This is a genomic window from Nonomuraea corallina (assembly GCF_027620315.1).
In the GTDB taxonomy this organism is placed as follows: Bacteria; Actinomycetota; Actinomycetes; order Streptosporangiales; family Streptosporangiaceae; genus Nonomuraea; species Nonomuraea corallina.
The window spans coordinates 23136-45120 of the sequence record NZ_JAPNNL010000039.1 but is presented as its reverse complement, the minus strand read 5'-3'; the positions used below and the strand labels follow the sequence as shown (position 1 = coordinate 45120).

The 21985-nt window shown below is 71.7% G+C and carries 21 protein-coding genes; 14 read left to right on the top strand and 7 right to left on the bottom strand.

The features are described from left to right. Positions 1-82: 82 nt before the first annotated feature. Together OUY22_RS12885 and OUY22_RS12880 are read right to left on the bottom strand one after the other, a co-directional pair. Complete coding sequence (locus OUY22_RS12885) at positions 83-1834, bottom strand: bifunctional metallophosphatase/5'-nucleotidase (protein ID WP_270155126.1); 1752 nt, start codon at positions 1832-1834, stop codon at positions 83-85. A gap of 34 nt (positions 1835-1868) precedes the next feature. Beyond that, positions 1869-2600, bottom strand: coding sequence for an SDR family NAD(P)-dependent oxidoreductase (locus OUY22_RS12880; RefSeq protein ID WP_270155125.1), 732 nt, complete (start codon positions 2598-2600; stop codon positions 1869-1871). 68 nt (positions 2601-2668) lie between these two features. Between OUY22_RS12880 and OUY22_RS12875 the strand changes: the two genes are divergently transcribed. Next, entirely contained in the window at positions 2669-3250 is a 582-nt protein-coding gene (locus tag OUY22_RS12875; protein WP_270155124.1) for a TetR/AcrR family transcriptional regulator, read from the top strand. Between the two features lie 21 nt (positions 3251-3271). Here OUY22_RS12875 and OUY22_RS12870 read toward each other — a convergent pair whose 3' ends face one another. After that, positions 3272-4930 (bottom strand): alpha-amylase family protein, encoded by a 1659-nt coding sequence (locus OUY22_RS12870; protein ID WP_270155123.1) that lies wholly within the window; start codon positions 4928-4930, stop codon positions 3272-3274. A 50-nt stretch (positions 4931-4980) separates the two neighbouring features. After that, positions 4981-5961, bottom strand: a complete 981-nt coding sequence (locus tag OUY22_RS12865) for an aldo/keto reductase (RefSeq protein ID WP_270155122.1) — start codon at positions 5959-5961, stop codon at positions 4981-4983. A gap of 62 nt (positions 5962-6023) precedes the next feature. On the opposite strand from OUY22_RS12865, the gene OUY22_RS12860 reads away from it, so the two are divergent. Further along, positions 6024-6893 carry a LysR family transcriptional regulator gene (locus tag OUY22_RS12860; protein ID WP_270155121.1) on the top strand — a complete coding sequence of 290 codons (870 nt, stop codon included), beginning with the start codon at positions 6024-6026 and terminating at the stop codon, positions 6891-6893. 126 nt (positions 6894-7019) lie between these two features. Next, complete coding sequence (locus OUY22_RS12855; protein ID WP_333486671.1) at positions 7020-7220, top strand: EF-hand domain-containing protein; 201 nt, start codon at positions 7020-7022, stop codon at positions 7218-7220. Between the two features lie 23 nt (positions 7221-7243). Here OUY22_RS12855 and OUY22_RS12850 read toward each other — a convergent pair whose 3' ends face one another. Next, positions 7244-8524 (bottom strand): hypothetical protein, encoded by a 1281-nt coding sequence (locus tag OUY22_RS12850; protein WP_270155119.1) that lies wholly within the window; start codon positions 8522-8524, stop codon positions 7244-7246. Between the two features lie 133 nt (positions 8525-8657). Between OUY22_RS12850 and OUY22_RS12845 the strand changes: the two genes are divergently transcribed. Then, a complete protein-coding gene (locus OUY22_RS12845) occupies positions 8658-9977 on the top strand; it encodes an MFS transporter (protein WP_270155128.1) in 1320 nt (439 codons plus the stop codon). 3 nt (positions 9978-9980) lie between these two features. On the opposite strand, the gene OUY22_RS12840 is transcribed toward OUY22_RS12845, so the two are convergent. Then, positions 9981-11114 carry an NAD(P)/FAD-dependent oxidoreductase gene (locus OUY22_RS12840; RefSeq protein ID WP_270155118.1) on the bottom strand — a complete coding sequence of 378 codons (1134 nt, stop codon included), beginning with the start codon at positions 11112-11114 and terminating at the stop codon, positions 9981-9983. A 41-nt stretch (positions 11115-11155) separates the two neighbouring features. Then, the gene (locus OUY22_RS12835) at positions 11156-11746 is read right to left on the bottom strand and encodes a hypothetical protein (protein WP_270155117.1); all 591 of its coding nucleotides are present in this window, start codon (positions 11744-11746) and stop codon (positions 11156-11158) included. 130 nt (positions 11747-11876) lie between these two features. On the opposite strand from OUY22_RS12835, the gene OUY22_RS12830 reads away from it, so the two are divergent. From OUY22_RS12830 to OUY22_RS12785, 10 genes are all read left to right on the top strand, one after another. Next, the gene (locus tag OUY22_RS12830; RefSeq protein ID WP_270155115.1) at positions 11877-12506 is read left to right on the top strand and encodes a helix-turn-helix domain-containing protein; all 630 of its coding nucleotides are present in this window, start codon (positions 11877-11879) and stop codon (positions 12504-12506) included. A gap of 93 nt (positions 12507-12599) precedes the next feature. Continuing rightward, the gene (locus tag OUY22_RS12825) at positions 12600-13769 is read left to right on the top strand and encodes a homogentisate 1,2-dioxygenase (RefSeq protein ID WP_270155113.1); all 1170 of its coding nucleotides are present in this window, start codon (positions 12600-12602) and stop codon (positions 13767-13769) included. After that, positions 13751-14539 carry a hypothetical protein gene (locus OUY22_RS12820; protein ID WP_270155112.1) on the top strand — a complete coding sequence of 263 codons (789 nt, stop codon included), beginning with the start codon at positions 13751-13753 and terminating at the stop codon, positions 14537-14539. The genes OUY22_RS12825 and OUY22_RS12820 overlap by 19 nt, the downstream gene beginning before the upstream one ends. Beyond that, positions 14536-15639 carry a fumarylacetoacetase gene (gene fahA / locus OUY22_RS12815; RefSeq protein ID WP_270155111.1) on the top strand — a complete coding sequence of 368 codons (1104 nt, stop codon included), beginning with the start codon at positions 14536-14538 and terminating at the stop codon, positions 15637-15639. The genes OUY22_RS12820 and fahA overlap by 4 nt, the downstream gene beginning before the upstream one ends. 79 nt (positions 15640-15718) lie before the next feature. Then, complete coding sequence (locus OUY22_RS12810) at positions 15719-16882, top strand: L,D-transpeptidase (RefSeq protein WP_270155110.1); 1164 nt, start codon at positions 15719-15721, stop codon at positions 16880-16882. A gap of 71 nt (positions 16883-16953) precedes the next feature. Continuing rightward, a complete protein-coding gene (locus tag OUY22_RS12805) occupies positions 16954-17388 on the top strand; it encodes an NfeD family protein (RefSeq protein WP_270155109.1) in 435 nt (144 codons plus the stop codon). Positions 17389-17391: 3 nt separating this feature from the next. Then, complete coding sequence (locus OUY22_RS12800) at positions 17392-18468, top strand: SPFH domain-containing protein (protein ID WP_270155108.1); 1077 nt, start codon at positions 17392-17394, stop codon at positions 18466-18468. A gap of 156 nt (positions 18469-18624) precedes the next feature. Continuing rightward, positions 18625-19656, top strand: a complete 1032-nt coding sequence (tdh, locus tag OUY22_RS12795) for an L-threonine 3-dehydrogenase (RefSeq protein ID WP_270155107.1) — start codon at positions 18625-18627, stop codon at positions 19654-19656. Beyond that, a complete protein-coding gene (locus tag OUY22_RS12790) occupies positions 19656-20825 on the top strand; it encodes a glycine C-acetyltransferase (RefSeq protein ID WP_270155106.1) in 1170 nt (389 codons plus the stop codon). The genes tdh and OUY22_RS12790 overlap by 1 nt, the downstream gene beginning before the upstream one ends. Positions 20826-20841: 16 nt before the next feature. Next, entirely contained in the window at positions 20842-21843 is a 1002-nt protein-coding gene (locus tag OUY22_RS12785; protein ID WP_270155105.1) for a LysR family transcriptional regulator, read from the top strand. Positions 21844-21985 lie beyond the last annotated feature (142 nt).

Genomic DNA, 21985 nt, shown 5'->3' with positions numbered 1-21985 from the left:
GATGCCGCTGATGGTGGCGGCGCAGGCCTGGGTGTGGTGGACGTTCCGGCACCGCGTCACCGGCCCCTCCTACCTGTGACCGTCAGAACACCGGGACGCCGTCGCGGGTGAGCCGCCAGTTCCGCACGGCGAACCCCGACGGGTCGATGGTGCCCTGGGCGGTGGCGTACTCGATCAGTGCCTGGCGGATCTCCACCTGCGCGTTGTAGAGCACCTCGGCCGAGGTGACGTGCGGGAACCCGCCGCCGCCCGACTGCCGGTAGTTGTTGACGGCCACCACGAACTCCTGGTCGCCGGCGACCGGCGCGCCCTCGTACGACAGGTCGACGATGCGCCGGCCGACCGGCTGGGCGATGTCGATGTCGTAGGTGACGCCGGAGAGCTGGTCGTAGTTGTAGTCGGGGGTGCCGCCCGCGTTGGTGAGGGCGCCGACGTCCACCGGGGCTCCGGGGGCGAGCTGGTTGAAGTACTTGGCCGAGTACTCCAGGTACTCCTTGAGCTGGGCGCCGGTCATCTTGACGGCCAGCAGCGTGTTGTCGTACACGTACAGCCCGGCCACGTCCCGCACCCGGATGTCGCCGGCCGGGAAGACGGCGGTGCGGCTGAACGGCGCCGCGATCGACACGACGGGCAGCGTGTTGGCCGGCAGCGCCTGCTTGACCGTCTCCACCTGCACGTGCTGGATGTAGTCGAGGATCGCGGTGTCCCGGTACGGGGACTCGGCGGCCGAGAGCTGCTGGGCCGACCGGGCGACGACGGTGTTGACGTAGCCGACTGTGGCGTCGTGCTGCGGCTTCATCAGGCGGACGATCCGGGGGTCCTCGGCGACGGCGTTGGTGTTGAGCGTCGTCGCGGACCTGCCGGTGACCTTCCACCGCCCGCGGTGCTTGACGAGCTCGAAGTCGAGCACGCTGAGCCGCTGGCCCCACTTGCCGGGCTCGCTGAGCAGCACCTGCTCGCCGGTGACCCGGTTGGTGACGAACCGCTCCGGCACGTCGGTGTGCGCGTGCCCGAACAGCACCGCGTCGATGCCGGGCACCTGCTCGGCGACCATGGCGGAGGCGTTCTCCACGGGCAGGTCGCCGCCGTAGGACGACATGCCGTTGTCGCCGGCGTGCGCGGTCACCACGACCACGTCGGCGCCCGCGCCCCTGATCTCCGGCACCCACCTCTTCGCCGACTCGACCAGATCGGTGAAGCGCAGCCTGCCTTCGACGTGGGCCTTGTCCCAGATGGCGACGCCGGGGTTGGTCAGCCCGAGCACGCCGACCCGGACCGGCTTGTCGCCCTTGACCTTCATGGTCTTGATGACGTACGGCCGGTACGCGGGCCGTCCCGTCCTGGCGTCGACCGCGTTGGCCGCGAGCACCGGGGCCTTCATCTGCTTGATCCAGGTGGCCAGCAGCGGCAGCCCGTAGTTGAACTCGTGGTTGCCCAGGGTGACGGCGTCGTACCCGATGGCGTTCATGGCCCTGGCCATCGGGTGGGTCTCGCCGGTCGTGGTGATCGGCTCGATCTTGGCGTAGTAGTAGGCCAGCGGCGTGCCCTGGATGGTGTCACCCGAGTCGAAGAGTAAGGTGCGTCCGGCCCCGCGCTGGGCGCGCACCTGGTTCACCAGGGTGGACACCTTGGCCAGGCCGACGTGGTTGCCGTCCCGGTCGGTGAAGGGCGCGTCCCGGTAGTAGTCCCAGTTGAGCGCGTTGCTGTGGATGTCGGAGGTGCCCATCACGGTGACAGTGACCGGCTTGCCCCCCGCGGCCTGCGCGGGGGGTGCGGCCAGGGAGGCGGCCACGAGCGCGGCCGCCATTCCTGCGGCGAGCTTTCTGGTCTGCATGTGACCGGACGCTAACCGCCGTCCGGTGAGCTGGCTAGAGGTTGCCGCCGCCGGTGGCGTCGAGGGTGCGGCCGGTCATGAAGCTCGCTCCCGGCGAGGCGGCGAAGGCGATCACTTCGGCGATCTCGTCCGCGCGGCCGATCCGGTTGACGGCGTGCACGCTCTTCGCGTACGCCTGCCCTTCGGGGGTGTGCAGCCAGCCCGCGTTCAGGTCCGTGTCGATGATGCCGGGGGCGACGTCGTTGACCGTGATCCCACGCGGGCCCACTTCCTTGGCCAGCGCGAGGGTGAACGTCCGCACCGCGCCCTTGGTCATGGCGTACGCGATCGCCTGCGGGAAGGCGATGTGCACCACGCCCGAGGTGACGTTCACGATCCGGCCGCCGTCGGGGATGAGCGGCAGCAGGAGCTTGGTGAGGAAGAACAGGCCGCGCACGTTCACGGCGAAGACCCGGTCGAACGCCTCCACCGTCTCCTGCTCCATGGGCATGGACGTGCCGATGGCGGCGTTGTTGACCAGCACGTCGAGCCGGTCGGCCGCCTGCCGGACCTGTCCGGCCAGCGATTCGACCTCCCCGGGCTCTCCCAGGTCGGCGCGGAGCGTGAACGCGCTGCCGCCGTCCGCCTCGATCAACCGGACGACCTCCTCGGCCGCGGCGGCGTTCACCCCGTAGTGGACGCCGACGCGGAAGCCGTCGCGGGCCAGCCGCAGCGCCGTCGCGCGGCCGATCCCTCTGCTCGCACCCGTCACCAGAGCGGTCTTCATCCGCCGAACCCCTTTCTTTAGTGGTCGCTACAGAAAAATAGCATAGCAGTCACTATAGAATGGTTCGCATGGGGAGACGACGAGCTTTCGACCGCGAGGAAGCACTCGACCGGGCGCTGCGCACGTTCTGGCGCCACGGCTACGAGGTGACCTCGGTCGCCGAGCTGACGGCGGTGATGGACATCAGACCACCCAGCCTGTACGCGGCCTTCGGCGACAAGCGGCGGCTGTTCGAGGAGGCGCTGCGGCGCTATCAGGAGACCTACGGCGCGTTCACCGCGCGGGCCCTCGCCGAGGAGCCGACGGCCAGGCAGGCGATCGAGCGCATCCTGCGCGAGGCCGCCTACGAGTACACCGACCCCGGCCACCCGCACGGGTGCATGATCATCTCGGCGGCGGTGAACTGCGGGCCTGAGTCCTCCGAGGTCGAGGAGCTGCTACGGGTCTCGCGCGAGTCGGCCAAGGCGGCGATCAGAGAGCGCATCGAACGTGACGTGGCGGCCGGGCTGCTCCCGCCGTCCACCGACGCGACGGCGCTGGCCACCTACTACGCGGCGGTCATCCAGGGCATGTCCACCCAGGCCCGCGACGGCACGGGCCGCGACGAGCTGGAGCTCACCGCGGCCCTGGCGATGCGCGCCTGGCCCTGACGCGGCCCCTCAGGCGGCCCCTCAGGCGGCCTTGGCCGACGCGTCGGCGGGAGAGGTCTCCTTGTCCGTCGCCCGCAGCCAGCGCGTGCCGTACGGGCCCAGCTCCATCCGCATCCTGCCCGAGTCCGGCACCTCGACCGTGCCGTCCACCAGCAGGTCGGTCAACTGGCAGCCGGCGAGCCCTTCGAGGTCGAGCTCGGCCTCCACCGTCTCCTCGCCCAGGTTGTGCACGGCCACGACCGTCGCGCCGTCGGTGCCGCTGCGGTGCGCGTGCACGGCCGGATGCCCGCCGTCCAGCACCTCGTACTCGCCCCAGGCCAACTCGGGACACTCCCGGTAGCGCTCGACGAGCAGCTGGATCCAGCGCAGCAGCGACCCGTCGTCGCGCTTCTGGTCGATCACGTTGACGTGCTCGGGCCCGAACTTCCCCTCCGGCATCGGCCGCACCGGCTCGGCGGAGCCGAAACCGCCGTCCTTCGACCACTGCATGGGGGTGCGGACGGCCATGCGGCCATCGACCTCCAGGTTCTCGCCCATGCCGATCTCCTCGCCGTAGTAGAGCACCGGCGTGCCGGGCAGCGAGAACATCAGGCTGTAGGCCAGCTTCATCCGGCGCAGGTCGCCGTCGAACATGGCCGGCAGCCTCCGGCGCAGGCCGCGGCCGTAGATCTGCATGTGCTCCTCCGGCCCGAACGCCTGGAACACCTCCTGCCGCTCCTCGTCGGAGAGCTTGTCCAGCGTCAGCTCGTCATGGTTGCGCAGGAACATCGCCCACTGGGCGTCCTTGGGCGCCTGCGGCCGCTCCCGCAGCGCCGCCGCGAGCGGGGCGGCCTCCTTGCGGGCCAGCGCAAGCCAGGTCTTCTGCATGGCCATGAAGTCGAAGCACATGGTGAGCTCGTCGCCCAGCCCGTCGCCGAAGTAGGCGAGCAGCTCCTTGTACGGCAGGTTGACCTCGCCCAGCAGCACCGAGTTGCCCTTGCGCCGGGTCAGGAAGGCCCGCATGCCCGCCAGGAACTCGTGCGGCTCGCCCAGCTCCGGCGAGATGTTCTCGATCAGGAACGGCACCGCGTCCACCCGGAACCCCGACAGCCCCAGCTCCATCCAGAACCCGAGGATGCGCGACAGCTCGTCGCGCACGGCCGGGTTGGCCACGTTCAGATCCGGCTGATGCTTGTAGAAGCTGTGCAGGTAGTACTGGCCGGAGCGCTCGTCGTACTCCCAGACGCTGTCCTCCTGGTCGGGGAAGACCACCGACTCCGGCTCCGGCTCCGGCTCGTCCTTCCAGACGTACCAGTCGCGCCTCGGCGAGTCCTTGCCCTGGCGCGCCTCCTGGAACCAGGGGTGCCGGTCGGAGGTGTGGTTGAGCACCAGGTCGGCGATGACCCGGATGCCCCGGTCGTGCGCGGTGCGCATGAACTCCACGAAGTCGCCCAGCGTGCCCAGCCTCGGGTCCACCCCGTAGAAGTCGGTCACGTCGTAGCCGTCGTCCTGGTTGGCCGTGGGATAGAACGGCATCAGCCACAGGCAGGTGATCCCGAGGTCGGCCAGATAGTCGACCTCCTGGGACAGCCCCCGGAAGTCGCCGATCCCGTCTCCGTTGCCGTCCTTGAAGGTCTCCACGTCGAGGCAGTAGACGACGGCGTTCTTCCACCACAGGTCGCTCGTGTACGTCATACGCATGGGGGCGGGCTACCCCCAAATCGCGGCAAAGAACGGGTCGATCGAGCGTTCTAGAGTATGGTCCCGCCCATCACCTCGAAGCGGGCCAGCGCCTCGTCGAGCTTCGCGAGCGTGTCGGGATGGAGCGTGACGCCGGCGGCTTCGGCGTTCTCCGCGATGTGCGCCGGCGAGCGGCTGCCGGGAATCGCGACGACGTGCTCGTCCTGGTGCAGCAGCCAGGCCAGGGCGAGCTGGGCGGGCGTGAGCCCGAGCTGATCGGCGAGCGCCCGGATCGGGGCGTAGCGATCGTTGTTGGCCGCGAGGTTCTCCGGCGCGAACCGGGGCGCGTGGCGCCGGAAGTCGTCCTCGCCGAGTCCGCCGACCGTCCCGGTCAGGAATCCCGCGCCCAGCGGGCTCCACGCCACCACCCCCACGCCCAGCTCGCGCGCGGCCCGCAGCAGGGCGGGGTCGATCGGCCGCCACAACGACCACTCGGTCTGCACCGCCGCCACCGGGTGTTCGGCGTGCGCCCGGCGCAGCTGCTCCGCCGTCACGTTGGACACGCCCAGGTGCCGGACCAGACCGTCCTTCACCAGCTCGCCCATCGCGCCCACCGTCTCCTCGACGGGCACGCCGGGGTCCACGTAGTGCAGGTAGTAGAGGTCGACGGCGTCCACGCCGAGGTTGCGCAGGCTCCGCTCGGCGTACCGGCGCACCAGCCGCGGCTCGGCGTTCACCCGCAGCTCACGGAACGCCAGCCCGACCGGATGCGCCCTGGCCGGCTCGCCCTGGGGAACCGCCAGCCCGAACTTGGTGGCCACCACCACCTCGTCCCCGCGTCCCTTGATCACCCGCCCGACCAGGCGTTCGTTGTGCCCGTCCACGCCGTAGGCGTCGCTCGTGTCGACGTGGACGGCTCCCGCGTCCAGCGCCGCCCGCAGCGCCGAGGCGCCCCGCTCGTCGTCGATGTCACCGTAGACACCCGGCGACAGCACCATAGCCCCGTACCCGATGGCCGGAAGGTCCAGTCCGCCGATCGCACGCTTCTTCATGGATCCGATCGTGCCGCCGGCCCGCGGGATTCGTCCAAGACCCTTTGCTATAACCGTTGGTTATGGACGTCCATCTCCGGGACCTGCGGTACTTCGCGGCCATCGCCGAGGAGCTGAGCGTGACGCGCGCCGCCGAGCGCCTGTTCGTCTCGCAACCGGCGCTCTCCAAGCAGCTCCGGGCCCTGGAACGGCGGCTCGGCTGCGTCCTGTTCGACCGGGTCCCCGGCGGCGTCGCGCTCACCCGGCAGGGTGCTGCGCTGCTGCCCGTGGCCAGGGAGCTCCTGACCCGGTGGGACGCCGGCTACGAGACCGTGCGCGCCGCGGCGCCCGCCGGCACCCTCGTCGTCGGCATGCAGACCGCAGTCGGCCGGGGCCTCCAGCGGGAGGCGCTGCGCCGCTTCCGCGCCGCCATGCCCGGCTGGGAGGTCTCGCTGCGCCTGGTCGGCTGGGACGACCCGAGCGCCGGCCTGTCCGACGCCGGCTCCGACGTCGCCTTCCTCTGGCTGCCCGCCCCGCCCGGCCTCGCCACCCGGGTGCTGGCCACCGAACGCGTCCACGTCGTGCTCCCCGCCGACCACCGCCTCGCCGGACAGGACGAGATCCCCTTCGCCGCGTTGCGCGACGAGCCCTTCGTCGCCCTGCCCACCGCGGCCGGACCGCTCCGGGACTTCTGGCTGGCCCTGCACGCCCGCGACACCGTCCCCGCGATCGGCAGCACGGCGAGCAGCCCCGAAGAGGTCTTCGAAGCGGTCGCGGGCGGCCTGGGAGTCGTCCTCGTCGCCGAAGGCAACGCCGAGCTCTACCAGCGACCCGGTCTCGTCCACCGCCCGGTCCCGGATCTCCCGTCGTCCGAGCTGGCGATCGCCTGGCGTGACGGTGACACCAGGCCGTGGGTGGCCGCCTTCCTGGACGCGATGGCCGATCATGTTTGACCGATCTTCCGTGAGGTAGACGCCCACGAGCGCCTTCCCGGAGCCACCGGTTAACGGCGTTCCTCAACTCACAGGACAAATCACCACTAAGGTCTGACCGAACGGACACTCGGAGGGATGCCCATCATGAGCGACCACGCGATCACCTTCGACCTCATCGACACGGACAAGGACGGCCGCATCTCGGCCGAGGAGCTGGTCCGCCTGATGGAGGTCCTCGGCCAGCCGGTGACCCTGGAGGCCGCCGAGGCGGGCGTACGCCGCCTCGACCAGGACGGCGACGGCCTCATCGACCTGCACGAGTTCGGCGCCTTCCTGAAGCCGTAGCGCCGGCACTCAAGCCGGCGCCGTCAGGCGGTGCGGACGTAGACCTGGCCGAAGATCTCCGACAGCTGCTTCAGGTCCGCGGCCACGTCGACCTCCGGCGTGACCGGGTCGTACAGGGTGGCCAGGCGGGGGCGGATGGACGTGAGCTTCCCGAGCTGGTCCCAGGTGGGGTTGGCCGCCCACTTGGCCCCGGAGACGCGGCTGACCCGGCCCTGGGCGTCCTGCCAGCGGGTCCACAGCGTGACGGTCTCGGCGGCGTCGTCCTGGAGCGGGGCGACGATGCGGTCGGTGATGGCCTGGGTGGCCTGCTCGGCGGTCAGGCGGGAGCCGCCGGCCGCGGCGAAGCCGGTGTCCTCGGCGGCGATCTGCGCGTAGGCGTCCCAGGCTCGGGCGCGGACCTGGATCCACTGGTTGCGCTGGGCCGTGGCGGGGTCGATGCGCCACGGGGCGTACCTGGCGAAGTGGCCGCCGTCGAGGGAGAGCTGGTCGATCAGGCCCTTGGCCAGCCAGGCGCCGATGCGGTCCGGGTCGAGCAGCGGCTGCTTCCCGGTGACGGCCCGCTTGCACTCCTCGTCGGCGCCGCAGCCGAAGACGGGCACCGCGGTCTGCACGGCGAGCTTCTTGCCGGGGGCGAGCTTGCGCAACGCGGCGGAGGCGGAGGCGATGAACGCGTCGAGCTCCTCGGCGGTGGCGAACTTCTGGTCGTAGCCGACGCCGGAGCCGAACCGGATGCCGACCACGCCGGGCTGGGCGGCCAGGGCGGCTATCTTCTTCGCGGTGTCGGCGAGCTTGCCGGCCTGGTGGTCGTCGGCCAGCTCGGTGTCGATCCAGACACGCATGCCGCTCGCCGCCGCGGTCTTGACGGCCTGGCCCGCGGGGGTCTCGACGGCCTGCTGGAACGCCTTGCCGGTGACCTCGTCGGGGTCGACGAAGCACGGCTCGGCGGTCGCGCACTCGGGCTGCCCGCCGTCCTCGCCGCCCTCGACGTCGGGGCTGCCCACGTCGTGCATCTCGCCGTCGCCCTCGGAGTCGGTGGCGCACTGGACGCCGCTCTCGGCGCAGTCGATGACGATCGGGTTCATCGGGCCGGAGTCGCGCATGTTCTGGCCGTCGTTGTCGAGCCAGAAACGGGCGATCTCGGCGGCCTCCTCGGGCGTGGCCATCCAGCGGCAGACGACGTACGCGGGAGTGTCGGCCGCCATGAGGTCGTTGCAGCTCCGCGGGTCCTCCGCGGACCATGCCGGGACGCCGATGCCGAGCAGGGAGAGCGCGAGACCGATGACGAAGAGCTGCCGCAGTCGCATGGCACCGTACTTCCGGGGAGTGATCGGCTGGCACGTCGCACAATATCGGGATCAACGGTCGATCTCTACCGCCTGTGGCTGACCTTGTGAAAATAGGGACGACAAGGCCGGTTCGTACCGGCGAAACTTGAGCGTGCGTGAAATCCTCGGCGACCTGGGCCTGTTCCGGGACGGCAGATTCGCTCTGCTCTTCTCGGCCCGCACCCTTTCGATGCTGGGCACCGCCTTCGCCCCGGTGGCCCTCGCCTTCGGCGTCCTCGGCCTGCCCGGCGCGACCGCCACGACGCTGTCGGTGGTGCTGACCGCGGAGTCGCTGCCGATGGTGCTGTTCATGCTCTTCGCCGGCGTGCTGGCCGACCGGTTCCCGAGGCAGCGGGTGATGATGGCCGGTGAGTGGGCCAACGCCCTGGCCTTCTTCGGGCTGGCCGCGATGCTGCTGTCCGGCTGGACCCCGCTGTGGGCGCTGGCCACGGCCGCGGCCTGCAGCGGCGTGGCCATCGCCGTGCTCTATCCCGCGCTGACCGGCATCATCCCGGAGGTCGTGCCGCCCGACCGGCTGCAGGCCGGCAACGCGCTGCTCGGCCTGGGCGCGAACGTCGCCCGCATGGCCGGCGCGGTGGCCGGCGGCGCCACCGTGGTGCTCGTCGGGGGCGGCTGGGCGCTGGCGGTGAGCGGCGGCCTGTTCGCCGTCGCCGGGGTGCTGATCTCCCTGGTCCGACCCACACCCCTGGTCGCCGCCACTCCCCTGGTCGCCGCCACTCCCCTGGTCGCCGCCACTCCCCTGGTCGCCGCCACTCCCCTGGTCGCCGCCCGGCAGGAGCGCCGCTCCGTGCTGAAGGACCTGCGGGAGGGCTGGCGCGAGTTCAGCTCCCGGCAGTGGATCTGGGTCGTGGTCGCGCAGTTCTCGATCCTGGTGATGGCCGTGCAGGCCGGTCACGGGGTGCTCGGGCCGCTGCTGGCCAAGGAGAGCCTGGGCGGCCCGGCGGCGTGGTCGGCGTTCCTGGCGGGTGAGGCGATCGGCACGATCGCGGGCGTCATGGTGTCGCTGCGGGTCCGGCCGCGCCGGCCCATCCTGGTCGGCACGCTGCTCTGCCTGCCGTCCGCGCTGCCGTACTTCCTGCTGGGGTCGGGCGCGCCGCTGTGGGTGACGGTGGCGGGCGCGTTCGTGCTGGGCGTCTGTTTCGACGTGTTCGGCGTGCTGTGGACGACGACCATGCAGCGGGAGGTCCCGCCGGAGTCGCTGTCGCGGGTGAGCTCGTACGACGCGCTCGGCTCGCTGATGTTCGGCCCGGTCGGGCTCATGCTGGCGGGGCCGGCGGCGGCGCTGATGGGCGTGCACAACGCGCTGCTGGCGTGCGGCGGCCTGGTGGTGCTGTCCACCTGTGCGGCGCTGCTGTCGCCCGGCGTGCGCGGCCTGCGCGCCCCGGCCCGCGTCGAAGCCGTCTCGGCCTGAGCCCTACCCTGCCTGCCCGCTGGTCCGCAGCCCCCGGGTCGGCGTCCGCTCGTGCGGCCCGAACCGCGGCTCCGGCCCGTACGCGCCGTCGAGGATGCCCGCCATGTACTCCGCCAGCGCCGGGGCGTGCTTGAACCCGTGGCCGGAGTCGCCGCCGAGCAGCCACACGCCCGGCGCGGTCTCGGTGATGATCCACTCGGCGTCGGGCGTGAGCGCGTACTGGCAGACCTGACTGAACAGCACCGGCGCGGACGCCAGCGACGGGAACCGCCGCACCAGGTAGGAGCGGGCGTGCGCGACGCCGGCCTCGTCCACGGCGCGCTCGCCGTGCTCGGGGTCGTACGCGGGTCCCTCGGCGTCGGAGGTGGCCTTCATGCCCACGCCGTCCACGTCACCGTGGCCGTAAGCGGCGGCGGCGTGGTCCACCCAGGCGGGCGTGCCGGGGGTGGACCAGGCGGCGGGGACCGCGAAGTGCAGCGTGTCCTGCTTGGTCACGGTCACCGGCACGTCGAACAGCTCGGGCAGCCAGGCGCCGCAGGCCCAGACCACCCGGTCTGCGGCCAGCACCTCGCCGCCGACCTCGACGCCGACCTCGACGCCGACCTCGACGGCCGCGCCGTCGGCGGGAGTCGCGCGGCCGCGGACGAGCCGGGCGCCGGCCGCCTCGGCCAGCCGGGCGGTGATCTGGGTGGCCCGGCGCGCCCTGATGACGCCGGCGTGCGGCTCCCAGAGCAGGTGGCTGAGGCCGGCCGGGTTGAAGTCGGGGAAGAAGCGGGCGCCGTCGGCGGGGTCGAGCACCTCACACGGAATATCCAGATTTTTCAGGACCTGGGCGCTGGCGTGCTCCCAGCCGTCCTCCACCTGGGCGAACCAGAGCATGCCGGCCTCGGTGTACAGCTCCTCCCCGGCCCGTTCGCCGAGCCGCCGCCAGCCGTCCCGCGCACGCCAGGCCAGGCGCGCGTACCACTCCTCGGTGCCGTGCGCGCAGCGCATCAGCCGGGTCTCCCCCGCGCTGGACTGCCGGACGTGCCCCGGCTGATGCTGCTCGATCAGCGTCACCCGCCACCCGGTTTCGGCCAGCCGCAAAGCAAGCGATGAACCCCAAATACCCGATCCGACCACGATGACCGATTTCATGGAACCACGGTGACCGGGGACGACCGCCGAAGGCAAGAGGGTCAGACGACGATCAGTGTCACCACCACCCCCGCGCAGTTGCCCGCCAGGCAGATGCGCACCGGCACCCGTGACACCCCCGGGGTCGTGGGCACGCCGCCGACCTGACCGTCGGGACCGATGGTGACGCCTTCGGGCAGCGCCTCATGATTCGTCACGGTGAACGCCGGCGGCACGCCCGCGGGCCCGCCCCTGATCGTGATGGACTCGTACAGCCGCTCCCCGACCCGGCCGGGGAAGGTGAGCACGGCGGGAGCCCACGGCACGTTGCGCAGCACGACGAACGTGACCTGCTGCGCGGAGCAGGTCCGGCCGCGGCAGATCTGGACCGGGGCCGCGAAGGTCCCCGCGCGCTCGGGCCTGCCGTACACCCGGCCGCTCGCGTCCACGCCGATGCCCGGCGCGAGCAGCGGCCCCGGGCGGATGCTCACGCCCTTCTCCACGGGAAGCAGCCGCTGCTCGACCTCGATGCCGACGGTCAGGTAGAAGGTGTCCTCGACCAGCGCGCTGTACGGGGTCGCCGTGGGCGTCGCCCTGGCCATGTAGATCGCCCTCGCGCCGACGGACGGGAGAGCGGGGAGGAACGCGCACATAGCCAATCCGGCAACCAGGAGAATCCACGTTTGCCGCATTCTTTCCCCCCGGTGCGTTCTGTTCCCCTACGTACCCCTTTCGCCGCATACAGTCACCACAGTTACACGGAGGGCCCTGGATAATCGCTCCATGGCCGCTGAATCCGCTCAGACGCTCGAACGCGGGCTCCGCCTGCTCCGCCTGCTCTCCGACGGCCGGGGCGGGCGGACCCCGACCGAGCTGAGCGCCGAGCTGTCGCTGAGCCGCCCGGTGGTCTACCGGCTGCTGACGACCCTGCTCAACGAGGGGTTCGTGCGCCGCGACGCCGAGGGGCGGGTCCACCTGGGGTTCGGGCTGCTCGCGCTGGCCCAGGCCGTGCAGCCGCTGCTGCGAGCGGCGGCGGTGCCCACGCTGCGGCGGCTGGCCGAGGAGGTGGGCGCGACCGCGCACCTCACGGTGGCCGAGGGCGACGACGCGCTGGCGGTGGCCGTGGTCGAGCCGTCGTGGACCAGCATGCACGTGGCCTACCGGGAGGGCGCGCGCCATCCGCTGGCCAAAGGCGCGGCCGGACAGGCGATCCTGGCGGGCCGGACGGGCGGGTCCGCATATCTGGTGACCGAGGGGCAGTTGCAGGAGGGTGCCAGGGGGATGGCCGCGCCCGTGCTCGGGCTGCCGTGGCTGGAGGCCTCGGTCGGGGTGGTCACGTTCGGGCCGCTCGCGGAGTCGGCCGGACCCCGCGTGGTCGAGGCGGCCGCCGAGCTGGCAGCGGCCCTGGGTTGACGGCCCTGGGTTGACATCCGTTCGCCGATGTCGGACGGTTGTCACATATAGAGGACACATGCGTCCGATAAACGGACGGTCAAGGAGGGGCGGATGCCGTACTACCGCGCCGTGGGCGAGCTGCCCCGCAAGCGCCATGTGCAGTTCAGGCGGCCCGACGGCGGCCTGTACGCCGAGGAGCTGATGGGCGAGGAAGGGTTCTCCTCCGATTCCTCGCTGCTGTACCACCGCCACCTGCCGACCGCCATCGTCAAGGCCGAGGCCGTCACGCCCGTCGGCGACACGCGCCTGGAGCCCAACCTGCCGCTGTCGCCGCGCCACTTCCGCACCACGGAGCTCGCCAGCGCGGGCGACCTGGTGTCCGGGCGGATCCTGCTGGCCGGCAACGGCGACGTCCGGCTGTCGTACGCGACCAGCGACCAGCCCAGCGAGCTCTACCGCAACTCGATGGGCGACGAGTGCGTCTACGTCCAGGAGGGCACGGCCCGCTTCGAGTCGACGTACGGCGTGATCGAGGCCGGCCCCGGCGACTACGTGGTCATCCCCACCGGCACCATCCACCGCTGGGTGCCGCGCGGCCGGGTCAACGTGCTGGCCATCGAGGCGGCCGGGCACATCAGGCCGCCCAAGCGCTACCTGTCGCAGTACGGCCAGTTCCTGGAGCACGCCCCCTACTGCGAGCGCGACCTGCGGGCGCCCGCCGAGCCGCTGCTCGCCGAGGGCGAGGAGGTGCCGGTGCTGGTGCGCACCAGGGGCGGGCTGACCCGGCTGGTCTACCGCAACCACCCGTTCGACGTGGTCGGCTGGGACGGCTACCTCTACCCGTACGCCTTCAACATCGACGACTTCGAGCCGATCGTGAAGAAGACGCACGCCCCGCCGCCCGTCCACCAGACGTTCGAGGGGCCGGGGTTCGTGATCTGCTCGTTCTGCCCCAGGCCGCTGGACTTCCACCCCGAGTCCGTGCCGATCCCCTACAACCACCACAACGTCGACTCCGACGAGTTCATGTTCTACGTGGGCGGCGACTACTCGGCGCGCAGAGGATCGGGCATCGACGTGGGCTCGATCTCGCTGCACCCGGCCGGGTTCACGCACGGGCCGCAGCCGGGCGCCGTCGAGGCGGTGATCGACGCCGTCGCCCGGGGCGTCACCACCACCAGCGAGATGGCGGTGATGGTCGACACCTTCCGCCCGCTGGACCTCGGGCAGGGCGCGCTGGCCTGCGAGGACCCCGGATACGCTTGGACCTGGTCACGATGACGCTCTACACCGCTCTGGTCGACGACGCGGGCCTGTTCCCGCCGACGTCGCTGCACATGTCCGACGCGCTGGACCGCCACCGCCGCGATCAGGAGCGGGGCAGTCCGGTGCTGACCCACCGCTTCCTGTGCCCGGCCGGCCGGCTCGACCGGCTGCGCGCCGAACCGTTCAGGCCGCGTCGGATCGGGGTGATCCTCGACACGCCGGAGCCGCCGGACCTCGGCGACCTGCCGGTGGACCTCGCCGAGGTCAAGCTGCCGCCCGAGCGGAGCGTCGAGGAGCTGGCCCGCGAGCTGCTCCCCCGGCTCCCGCAGGGGGTGCGGCTGTTCGTCGAGGTGTCGCCGACGAAGTTCGTCTCCGACGTGCCGGAGGGCGTGGGGCTGAAGGTCCGCTGCGGCGGCGCGCGGCCGGAGGAGTTCCCGCAGGCCGAGCAGCTCGGCTCGTTCATCCGGTTCTGCGTGGCCGGCGACATCCCGTTCAAGGCCACCGCCGGGCTGCACCACGCCGTGCGCCACTTCGACCCGGCGCTCGGCGTCGACCGGCACGGCTTCCTCAACCTGCTGGTGGCGGTGTGCGAGGCGGTGGAGGGCCGCGACCCGGTGCCCGCCCTGCGCGCCACCGACGTAGGCCAGCTCGTGCGCATGGCGCGGGCCGTTCCCGAGCAGACCGCGAAGCGGGCCAGGCATCTCCTGGTCAGCTACGGCTCGTGCAACACGGCCACGCCGCTGGACGACCTGAAGACGCTGAGACTGATCGAGGAGGACGTGTGAGCTGGGGTCTGGACAACCTGCCCTACGGGGTCTTCTCCCGGCAGGGGGAGGCGCCCCGGGTGGGCGTCCGTTACGGGGACCGGGTCCTGGACCTGGCCGCGGCGCTGCATGACGAGGTGTTCGCGGCCCCCTCGCTCAACCCGTTCATGGCGCGGGGCCGCACGGCCTGGCACGACACCCGGCAGCTGATCAGGAACAAGCTGTCCGGCGACCTCGCGGTGACCGAGCCGCACCTGATCCCGCTGGAGCAGGTGCGGCTGCACATGCCGTTCGAGGTGGCCGACTACGTCGACTTCTACTGCTCGCTGGAGCACGCGAGCAACGTCGGGCGGATCTTCCGCCCCGACTCCGAGCCGCTGAAGCCCAACTGGCGCCACCTGCCGGTCGGCTACCACGGCAGGGCCGGCACCGTCGTGCTGTCCGGCACGCCGGTCAGGCGCCCGCACGGGCAGCTGCGGGCCGGCGTGTACGGGCCGACGGCCAAGCTCGACATCGAGGCCGAGCTGGGGTTCGTCGTGGGCGTGCCGTCCGCGCTCGGCTCGCCGGCCGGCCCCTTCGAGGAGCACGTGTTCGGGGTGACGCTGGTCAACGACTGGAGCGCGCGCGACATCCAGGCGTTCGAGTACGTGCCGCTCGGGCCGTTCCTGGGCAAGTCGTTCGCCACCTCCATCTCGCCGTGGGTGACGCCGCTGGAGGCGCTGCCCAGGGTGCCGGGGCGGGCCCAGGACCCGGAGCCGCTCGACTACCTGCGCAGGAAGGACGACTGGGGGCTGGACATCACGCTGGAGGTGGAGCTCAACGGGGAGGTGGTCTCACGGCCGCCGTACCGGAGCATGTACTGGACGCCGGACCAGATGCTCGCCCACCTCACCGTGAACGGCGCCTCGCTGCGCACCGGCGACCTGTTCGCCAGCGGCACGGTCTCCGGCGAACTGCGCGAGGAGCGCGGCTCGCTGATCGAGCTCACCTGGAACGGCGCCGACCCGATCAAGCTGGGCGGCGGCGAGGCCAGGGCGTTCCTCCAGGACGGCGACACGGTGACGATCCGGGCGACCGCGGGGGACATCAGCCTCGGAGAGGTGACCGGAAAAGTCGGATAGGTGACTCGGCGTGCCTGTGTCGTGACTTCTCGCTAACCTTGGAGCTTCCCTTGAGGCTCCCCAGGAAAGCAGGAGTGACATGCTGCGGCGCGCCGCGACGGTCTGGCTGGCCGCCCTCCTCCTCCCCGCGGGCGGCTGCGGCGCCGTGACGGCGCGGGCCCCGGCCCCGCGCCCGCCCCTGGTGAGCGTGTCCCCGCCGCTCGGCGCCGGCCAGGCCCGTCCCGACCAGGGCCTCGTGGTACGCGCCCACGGCGGCCCGCTCCACCGCGTGGTCGCCCACGCCGACGGCTTCCCGGTCCCCGGCGACCTCGACGCGGCCCGCACCACCTGGCGCTCCCGGTGGGCGCTGCGGCCCGGCGCCGCGTACACGGTCACCGTGACGGCGGCGGGCCGCACCGTGGCCGTCGGCGGCTTCCGCACCCGCGCCGCCGAGCGGAGTCTCCAGGTGACGGCCACGGCGCCGCGGCCCGGCGAGACCGTCGGCGTCGGCATGCCGATCATCCTCGACTTCGACCTCCCGGTGCGGGACCGGGCGGCCGTGGAGCGCGCGCTGGAGGTCAGAGCCGACCGGCCGGTCGAGGGCGCCTGGCGGTGGATCGGCGACACCCGGGTCGTCTACCGCACCCGGCGGTTCTGGCCCGCCTGGCAGCAGGTCACCGTCACCGCCCACCTGGCCGGCGTCCGGGCCGCGCCCGGCGTCTACGGCACGGCCGACCGGACGTTGACCTTCTCCGTCGGCCGCGACCAGACCAGCCGGATCGACACCCGCACCCACCGCATGACGGTCCGCCGCGACGGCCGGACCGTGCAGGACATGGCGATCAGCGCGGGCATGGCCACCACCCGCGAGTACACCACCACCAGCGGCGTCCACCTGACCATGGACAAGGGCCACCCGGTCCGCATGATCTCGCCCGGCCGCGAGAAGGGCGACCCCGGCTACTACGACGTCATGATCGACCACGCCGTCCGCATCTCCGACAGCGGCGAGTACGTCCACGCCAAGGACAACGTGTGGGCCCAGGGCCGCCGCAACGTCAGCCACGGCTGCGTCAACGCCCGCCCCGACCAGGCCGCCTGGTTCCACGCCCACTCCCTGCGCGGCGACCCGGTCGTGATCATAGGCACCGACCGCGACCTGGAATGGGACAACGGATGGGGATTCTGGCAAATGCCTTGGGAGAAATGGCGCGAGGGAAGCGCGCTCCGTTCTCCGGGCGACACGCCTCTGCCGCAAGCGTGATTCCCGGATTACGGTGGAAGGGGGAACGATGACGTCCACAGGCCCGTTATTACTCACAGGAGGGCCGGAGCATGGATGAATGGATCATCTGGGTAATCCTCGCAGTCGTTCTCGGTGTGGCGGAGATCTTCACGCTCACCGCGGCTCTGGGCCTGCTCGGCGTCGCCTCCCTCCTGACCGCCGGGGCCGCGGCGATCGGCCTGCCGGTCCCGCTGCAGTTGCTCGTCTTCGCCCTGACCTCCACGGCCGGTCTGGTCGTGATCCGGCCCCTCGTCCAGCGGCACAACATCCGCCAGCCCTCATTGACCAGGTTCGGCGTCGACGCGCTCGTCGGCAAGCCCGCCTACGTGCTGTCAGAGGTGACGGGCCGCGGCGGCCGCATCCGGCTGGCCGGCGAGGAATGGTCGGCGCGGGCCTACGACGAGACGCTGGTGATCCCGACCGGTGCCACCGTCGACGTCATCGAGATCGACGGCGCCACCGCCCTTGTATATCCCCGGGAGTGAGACATGGATCCACTGCTGCTGGTCGGCCTGTTCGTCATCTTGTTCGCGGTGTTCACCGTGCTGAAAGCGGTGCGCATCGTGCCGCAGGCCAGGGCGCGCAACGTCGAACGACTCGGCCGTTACCACCGTACGCTCAAACCCGGCCTCAACTTCGTCATCCCGTACATCGACCGCGTCTACCCGATGATCGACCTGCGTGAGCAGGTCGTGTCGTTCCGCCCGCAGCCGGTCATCACCGAGGACAACCTCGTCGTCGAGATCGACACCGTGCTCTACTTCCAGGTCACCGACCCGCGCGCGGCGGCGTACGAGATCGCGAACTACATCCAGGCGGTCGAGCAGCTCACGGTGACCACGCTGCGCAACGTCGTCGGCTCGATGGACCTGGAGAAGACGCTCACCTCCCGTGACACCATCAACAGCCAGCTGCGCGGCGTCCTCGACGAGGCCACCGGCAAGTGGGGCATCCGGGTCAACCGGGTGGAGATCAAGGCGATCGACCCGCCGAAGACCATCAAGGACGCGATGGAGAAGCAGATGCGGGCCGAGCGCGACAAGCGCGCGGCGATCCTCACCGCCGAGGGTCAGCGTCAGTCGCAGATCCTCACCGCCGAGGGCGAGAAGCAGAGCCGCATCCTGCGCGCGGAGGGCGCCCGCTCGGCCGCCATCCTGGAGGCCGAGGGCCAGTCGCGCGCCATCGACCAGGTCTTCCAGGCGGTCCACCGCAACGACCCCGACCCGAAGCTGCTCGCCTACCAGTACCTCCAGGTGCTGCCGCAGCTCGCCCAGGGCGAGGGCAACACCTTCTGGGTGATCCCCAGCGAGGTCACCTCGGCGCTGCAGGGCGTCTCCAAGGCCTTCACCGAGGCGCTCCCGCCCTCCGCGGCCACCCGCGAGAACGTGCCCGAGGCGTCGGAGATGGACGAGGAGATCGCCAAGGCCACGGAGGCGGCGGCCGAGGCGGTCGCCGACGCCCAGAGCGCCGAGCGGCCCGACGGCCCTCGCCAGCTCACCGAGGGCGCCCGGGAGCCGTCCCCGTTCCCCGACCTCGACAAACAGCGCGACCAGGCCGAGCGCTGAGCGCTCAGGCGAACGCCCGCCGCCGACCGCGGCGGGCGTTCGCGTGGTGACCTGCGGCGTGAAGCGGAGCTGTGGGGGCACTTAAGAACTCCTCGATGGACACGTCCGGCGGTGGGCGGGCACAGTGCGTTACGTTCGAAGAGGGGGAAGCGCGCCATGAAAGCACTGGTCAAGGAGAGGGCCGAGCCGGGCCTGTCACTCGTCGACGTTCCGGAGCCCGAGGTGGGTCCCGGCGAGGTGAAGATCAGGGTGCTGCGGACCGGCATCTGCGGCACCGACCTCCACATCCACAGATTCGACGAATGGGCCCGGCACACGCTGGAGCTTCCCCTCATCGTGGGACACGAGTTCTGCGGTCACGTGGTCGCGGTCGCGCCGGGCGTCGAGGACATCGCCGTCGGCGACCTGGTCAGCGGCGAGGGCCACCTCGTGTGCGGCAAGTGCCGCAACTGCATGGCGGGCCGCCGCCATCTGTGCCGCAAGACCATCGGGCTGGGCGTGCACCGCGACGGCGCGTTCGCCGAGTACGTGACGCTGCCCGCGACGAACGTCTGGGTGCACCGGATGCCCGTCCACCCCGACGTGGCGGCCATCTTCGACCCGTTCGGCAACGCCGTGCACACCGCGCTGTCGTTCCCGCTGGTGGGCGAGGACGTGCTGATCACCGGCGCGGGCCCGATCGGCCTGATGGCCGCGGCCGTCGCCACCCACGTCGGCGCCCGCAACGTGGCCATCACGGACGTCAGCGACGAGCGCCTCGACCTGGCCGCCAAGCTCGGCGTCTCGCTCGCGCTGAACGTCTCCCGCGCCTCCCTGGCCGACGGCATGCGCCAGCTCGGCATGAAGGAGGGCTTCGACGTGGGCCTGGAGATGTCCGGCAGCCCGGCGGCGCTCCGCGAGATGATCGCCGCCATGACCCACGGCGGGAGGATCGCCATGCTCGGCCTGCCCGCCGAGGAGTTCGCCGTCGACTGGTCCACCGTGGTCACCTCGATGCTGACCATCAAGGGCGTGTACGGCCGCGAGATGTTCGAGACCTGGTACAACATGTCGGTCCTGATCGAGAAGGGCCTCGACCTCTCCCCCGTGATCACCGACCGCTTCCCCCACCACGAGTTCGAGGCCGCCTTCGAGACGGCCGCGAGCGGCCGCACGGGCAAGGTCATCCTGGATTGGAGCGCTGCCTGATGTTCACGAACGTACGGGACGAGCTGCGTGCGACGCTCGACGAGATCACCGAGGCCGGGCTGCACAAGCCCGAGCGCGTCATCAGCACCCCGCAGAGCGCGCAGGTGAGCGTCGCAGGCCAGGAGGTGCTGAACTTCTGCGCCAACAACTACCTGGGCCTGGCCGACCACCCCGAGGTGATCGAGGCGGCCAAGCGGGCGCTGGACCGGTGGGGGTTCGGCATGGCCTCGGTGCGGTTCATCTGCGGCACCCAGGAGGTGCACAAGGAGCTCGAAGCCCGCCTTTCGGACTTCCTCGGCATGGAGGACACCGTCCTCTACAGCTCGTGCTTCGACGCCAACGGCGGCGTCTTCGAGACCCTGCTCGACGCCCAGGACGCCGTCATCTCCGACGCGCTCAACCACGCGAGCATCATCGACGGCATCCGCCTGTCCAAGGCCCGCCGCTACCGCTACGCCAACCGCGACATGGGCGAGCTGGAGTCCCGGCTGAAGGAGGCGTCGGACGCCCGCAGGCGGCTGATCGTCACCGACGGCGTGTTCTCCATGGACGGCTACCTCGCGCCGCTGGCCGAGATCTGCGACCTGGCCGAACGGTACGGGGCCATGGTCATGGTCGACGACTCCCACGCGGTCGGCTTCGTCGGCCCCACCGGGCGCGGCACCCCCGAGCTGCACGGCGTGACCGACCGGATCGACCTCGTCACCGGCACGCTCGGCAAGGCGCTCGGCGGCGCGTCGGGCGGCTACGTGTCGGGCCGCAAGGAGATCTGCGAGCTGCTGCGCCAGCGCTCCCGCCCCTACCTGTTCTCCAACTCGCTCGCCCCGGCCATCGCCGCCACCTCGCTGCGCATCCTCGACCTGCTGGAGACCACCAGCGAGGCGCGCGAGCGGCTACGGGCCAACACCGAACGGTTCCGCGGCCGGATGACCGAGGCCGGGTTCGACATCCTGCCCGGCGACCACCCGATCGTCCCGGTGATGATCGGCGACGCCGCCGAGGCGGGGGCGATGGCCGAGCGCCTGCTGGAGATGGGCATCTACGTGATCGGCTTCTCGTACCCGGTCGTCCCGCACGGCCAGGCCCGCATCCGCGTGCAGCTCTCGGCCGCCCACGCGGAGGCGGACGTGGACCGCGCCGTGGACGCCTTCATCCAGGCCCGCGGCTGAGGCGTATCCTCGCTGCGTGATTGACACGCGGCGGCTGCGCACGCTCCAGGCGGTGGCCGACCACGGCACGGTCACCGCGGCGTCCGCCGCCCTGCACCTCACCCCGTCCGCCGTGTCGCAGCAGCTCGCCGCCCTCGAACACGAGGTGGGCCACCGGCTGCTGGTACGCGACGGCCGGGGCGTCCACCTCACCGCCGTCGGCAAGATCATGCTGGGCCACGCCAACGAGGTCCTGGCCCAGCTCGAACGCGCCCGCGCCGAGGTCGCCGACTACACCACCGGCGCGGCGGGCGAAGTGACCGTGGCCTGCTTCGCCACCGCGATCAGCGCCGTCCTGGCTCCCGCGATCGCGGCCCTGCGCGTCTCCGCGCCCGGCCTCCAGGTACGGGTACGCGACGCCGAGGGCGACCAGGCGCTCACCATGCTCCTCGACGGCGAGGCCGACGTGGCGATCGCGGTCGAGTACCGGGGCGCCCCCGACCGCCGCCTGTCCCGCGCACCGCTCTACGCCGAGCCCTTCGACCTCGTCCTCCCCGAAACCCACCCCCTGGCCACCGACCCCTCCCACCCGCCGACGGACACCCCATGCCGCACCGACCCGCACACCCCGGGACCGCCCCCATCGTCCGAGCCCGACGGCCCGCCACACGCGGAAAACCTCGATGCCGAACCCCCGGCCGGGCTGGCCGCGCTCGCCGGCGAGACCTGGATCGGCCCGTACCCGGGGAACCCGGTGCGGGAGGTGATCTCCTTCGCCTGTGAGCGGGCGGGCTTCAGCCCGCGTTTCGCGCACTGCTCGGACGACTTCCGCGCGGTGGTCGCCCTGGTCGCCGCCGGCGCCGGGGTGGCGCTGGTGCCCCGGCTGGCCCTGCGCGACATGGCCCAGCCGGGCCTCGCGATCCGCCGCGTACCGGGCCCGGAACGCCGCGTCTTCGCCGCCGTCCGCCGCGGCGCGGAATCCCACCCCCTGCTCCGCCCCCTGCTCACCGCCCTCCGCGACCTCACCCCGGACAGCTGAGCCCCGGTCGCCAACCCGGTGTCCGCCACCTCCGGCGAGCTGATCGGGCTCGGCGGCGGGCAGGAAAGGCGAGGCACCTTCCAGCGCGCGGCGTCTTCCGGCTCCCGGATCGCGGCTGCGGAACATGCCGGACGCGGGGTGA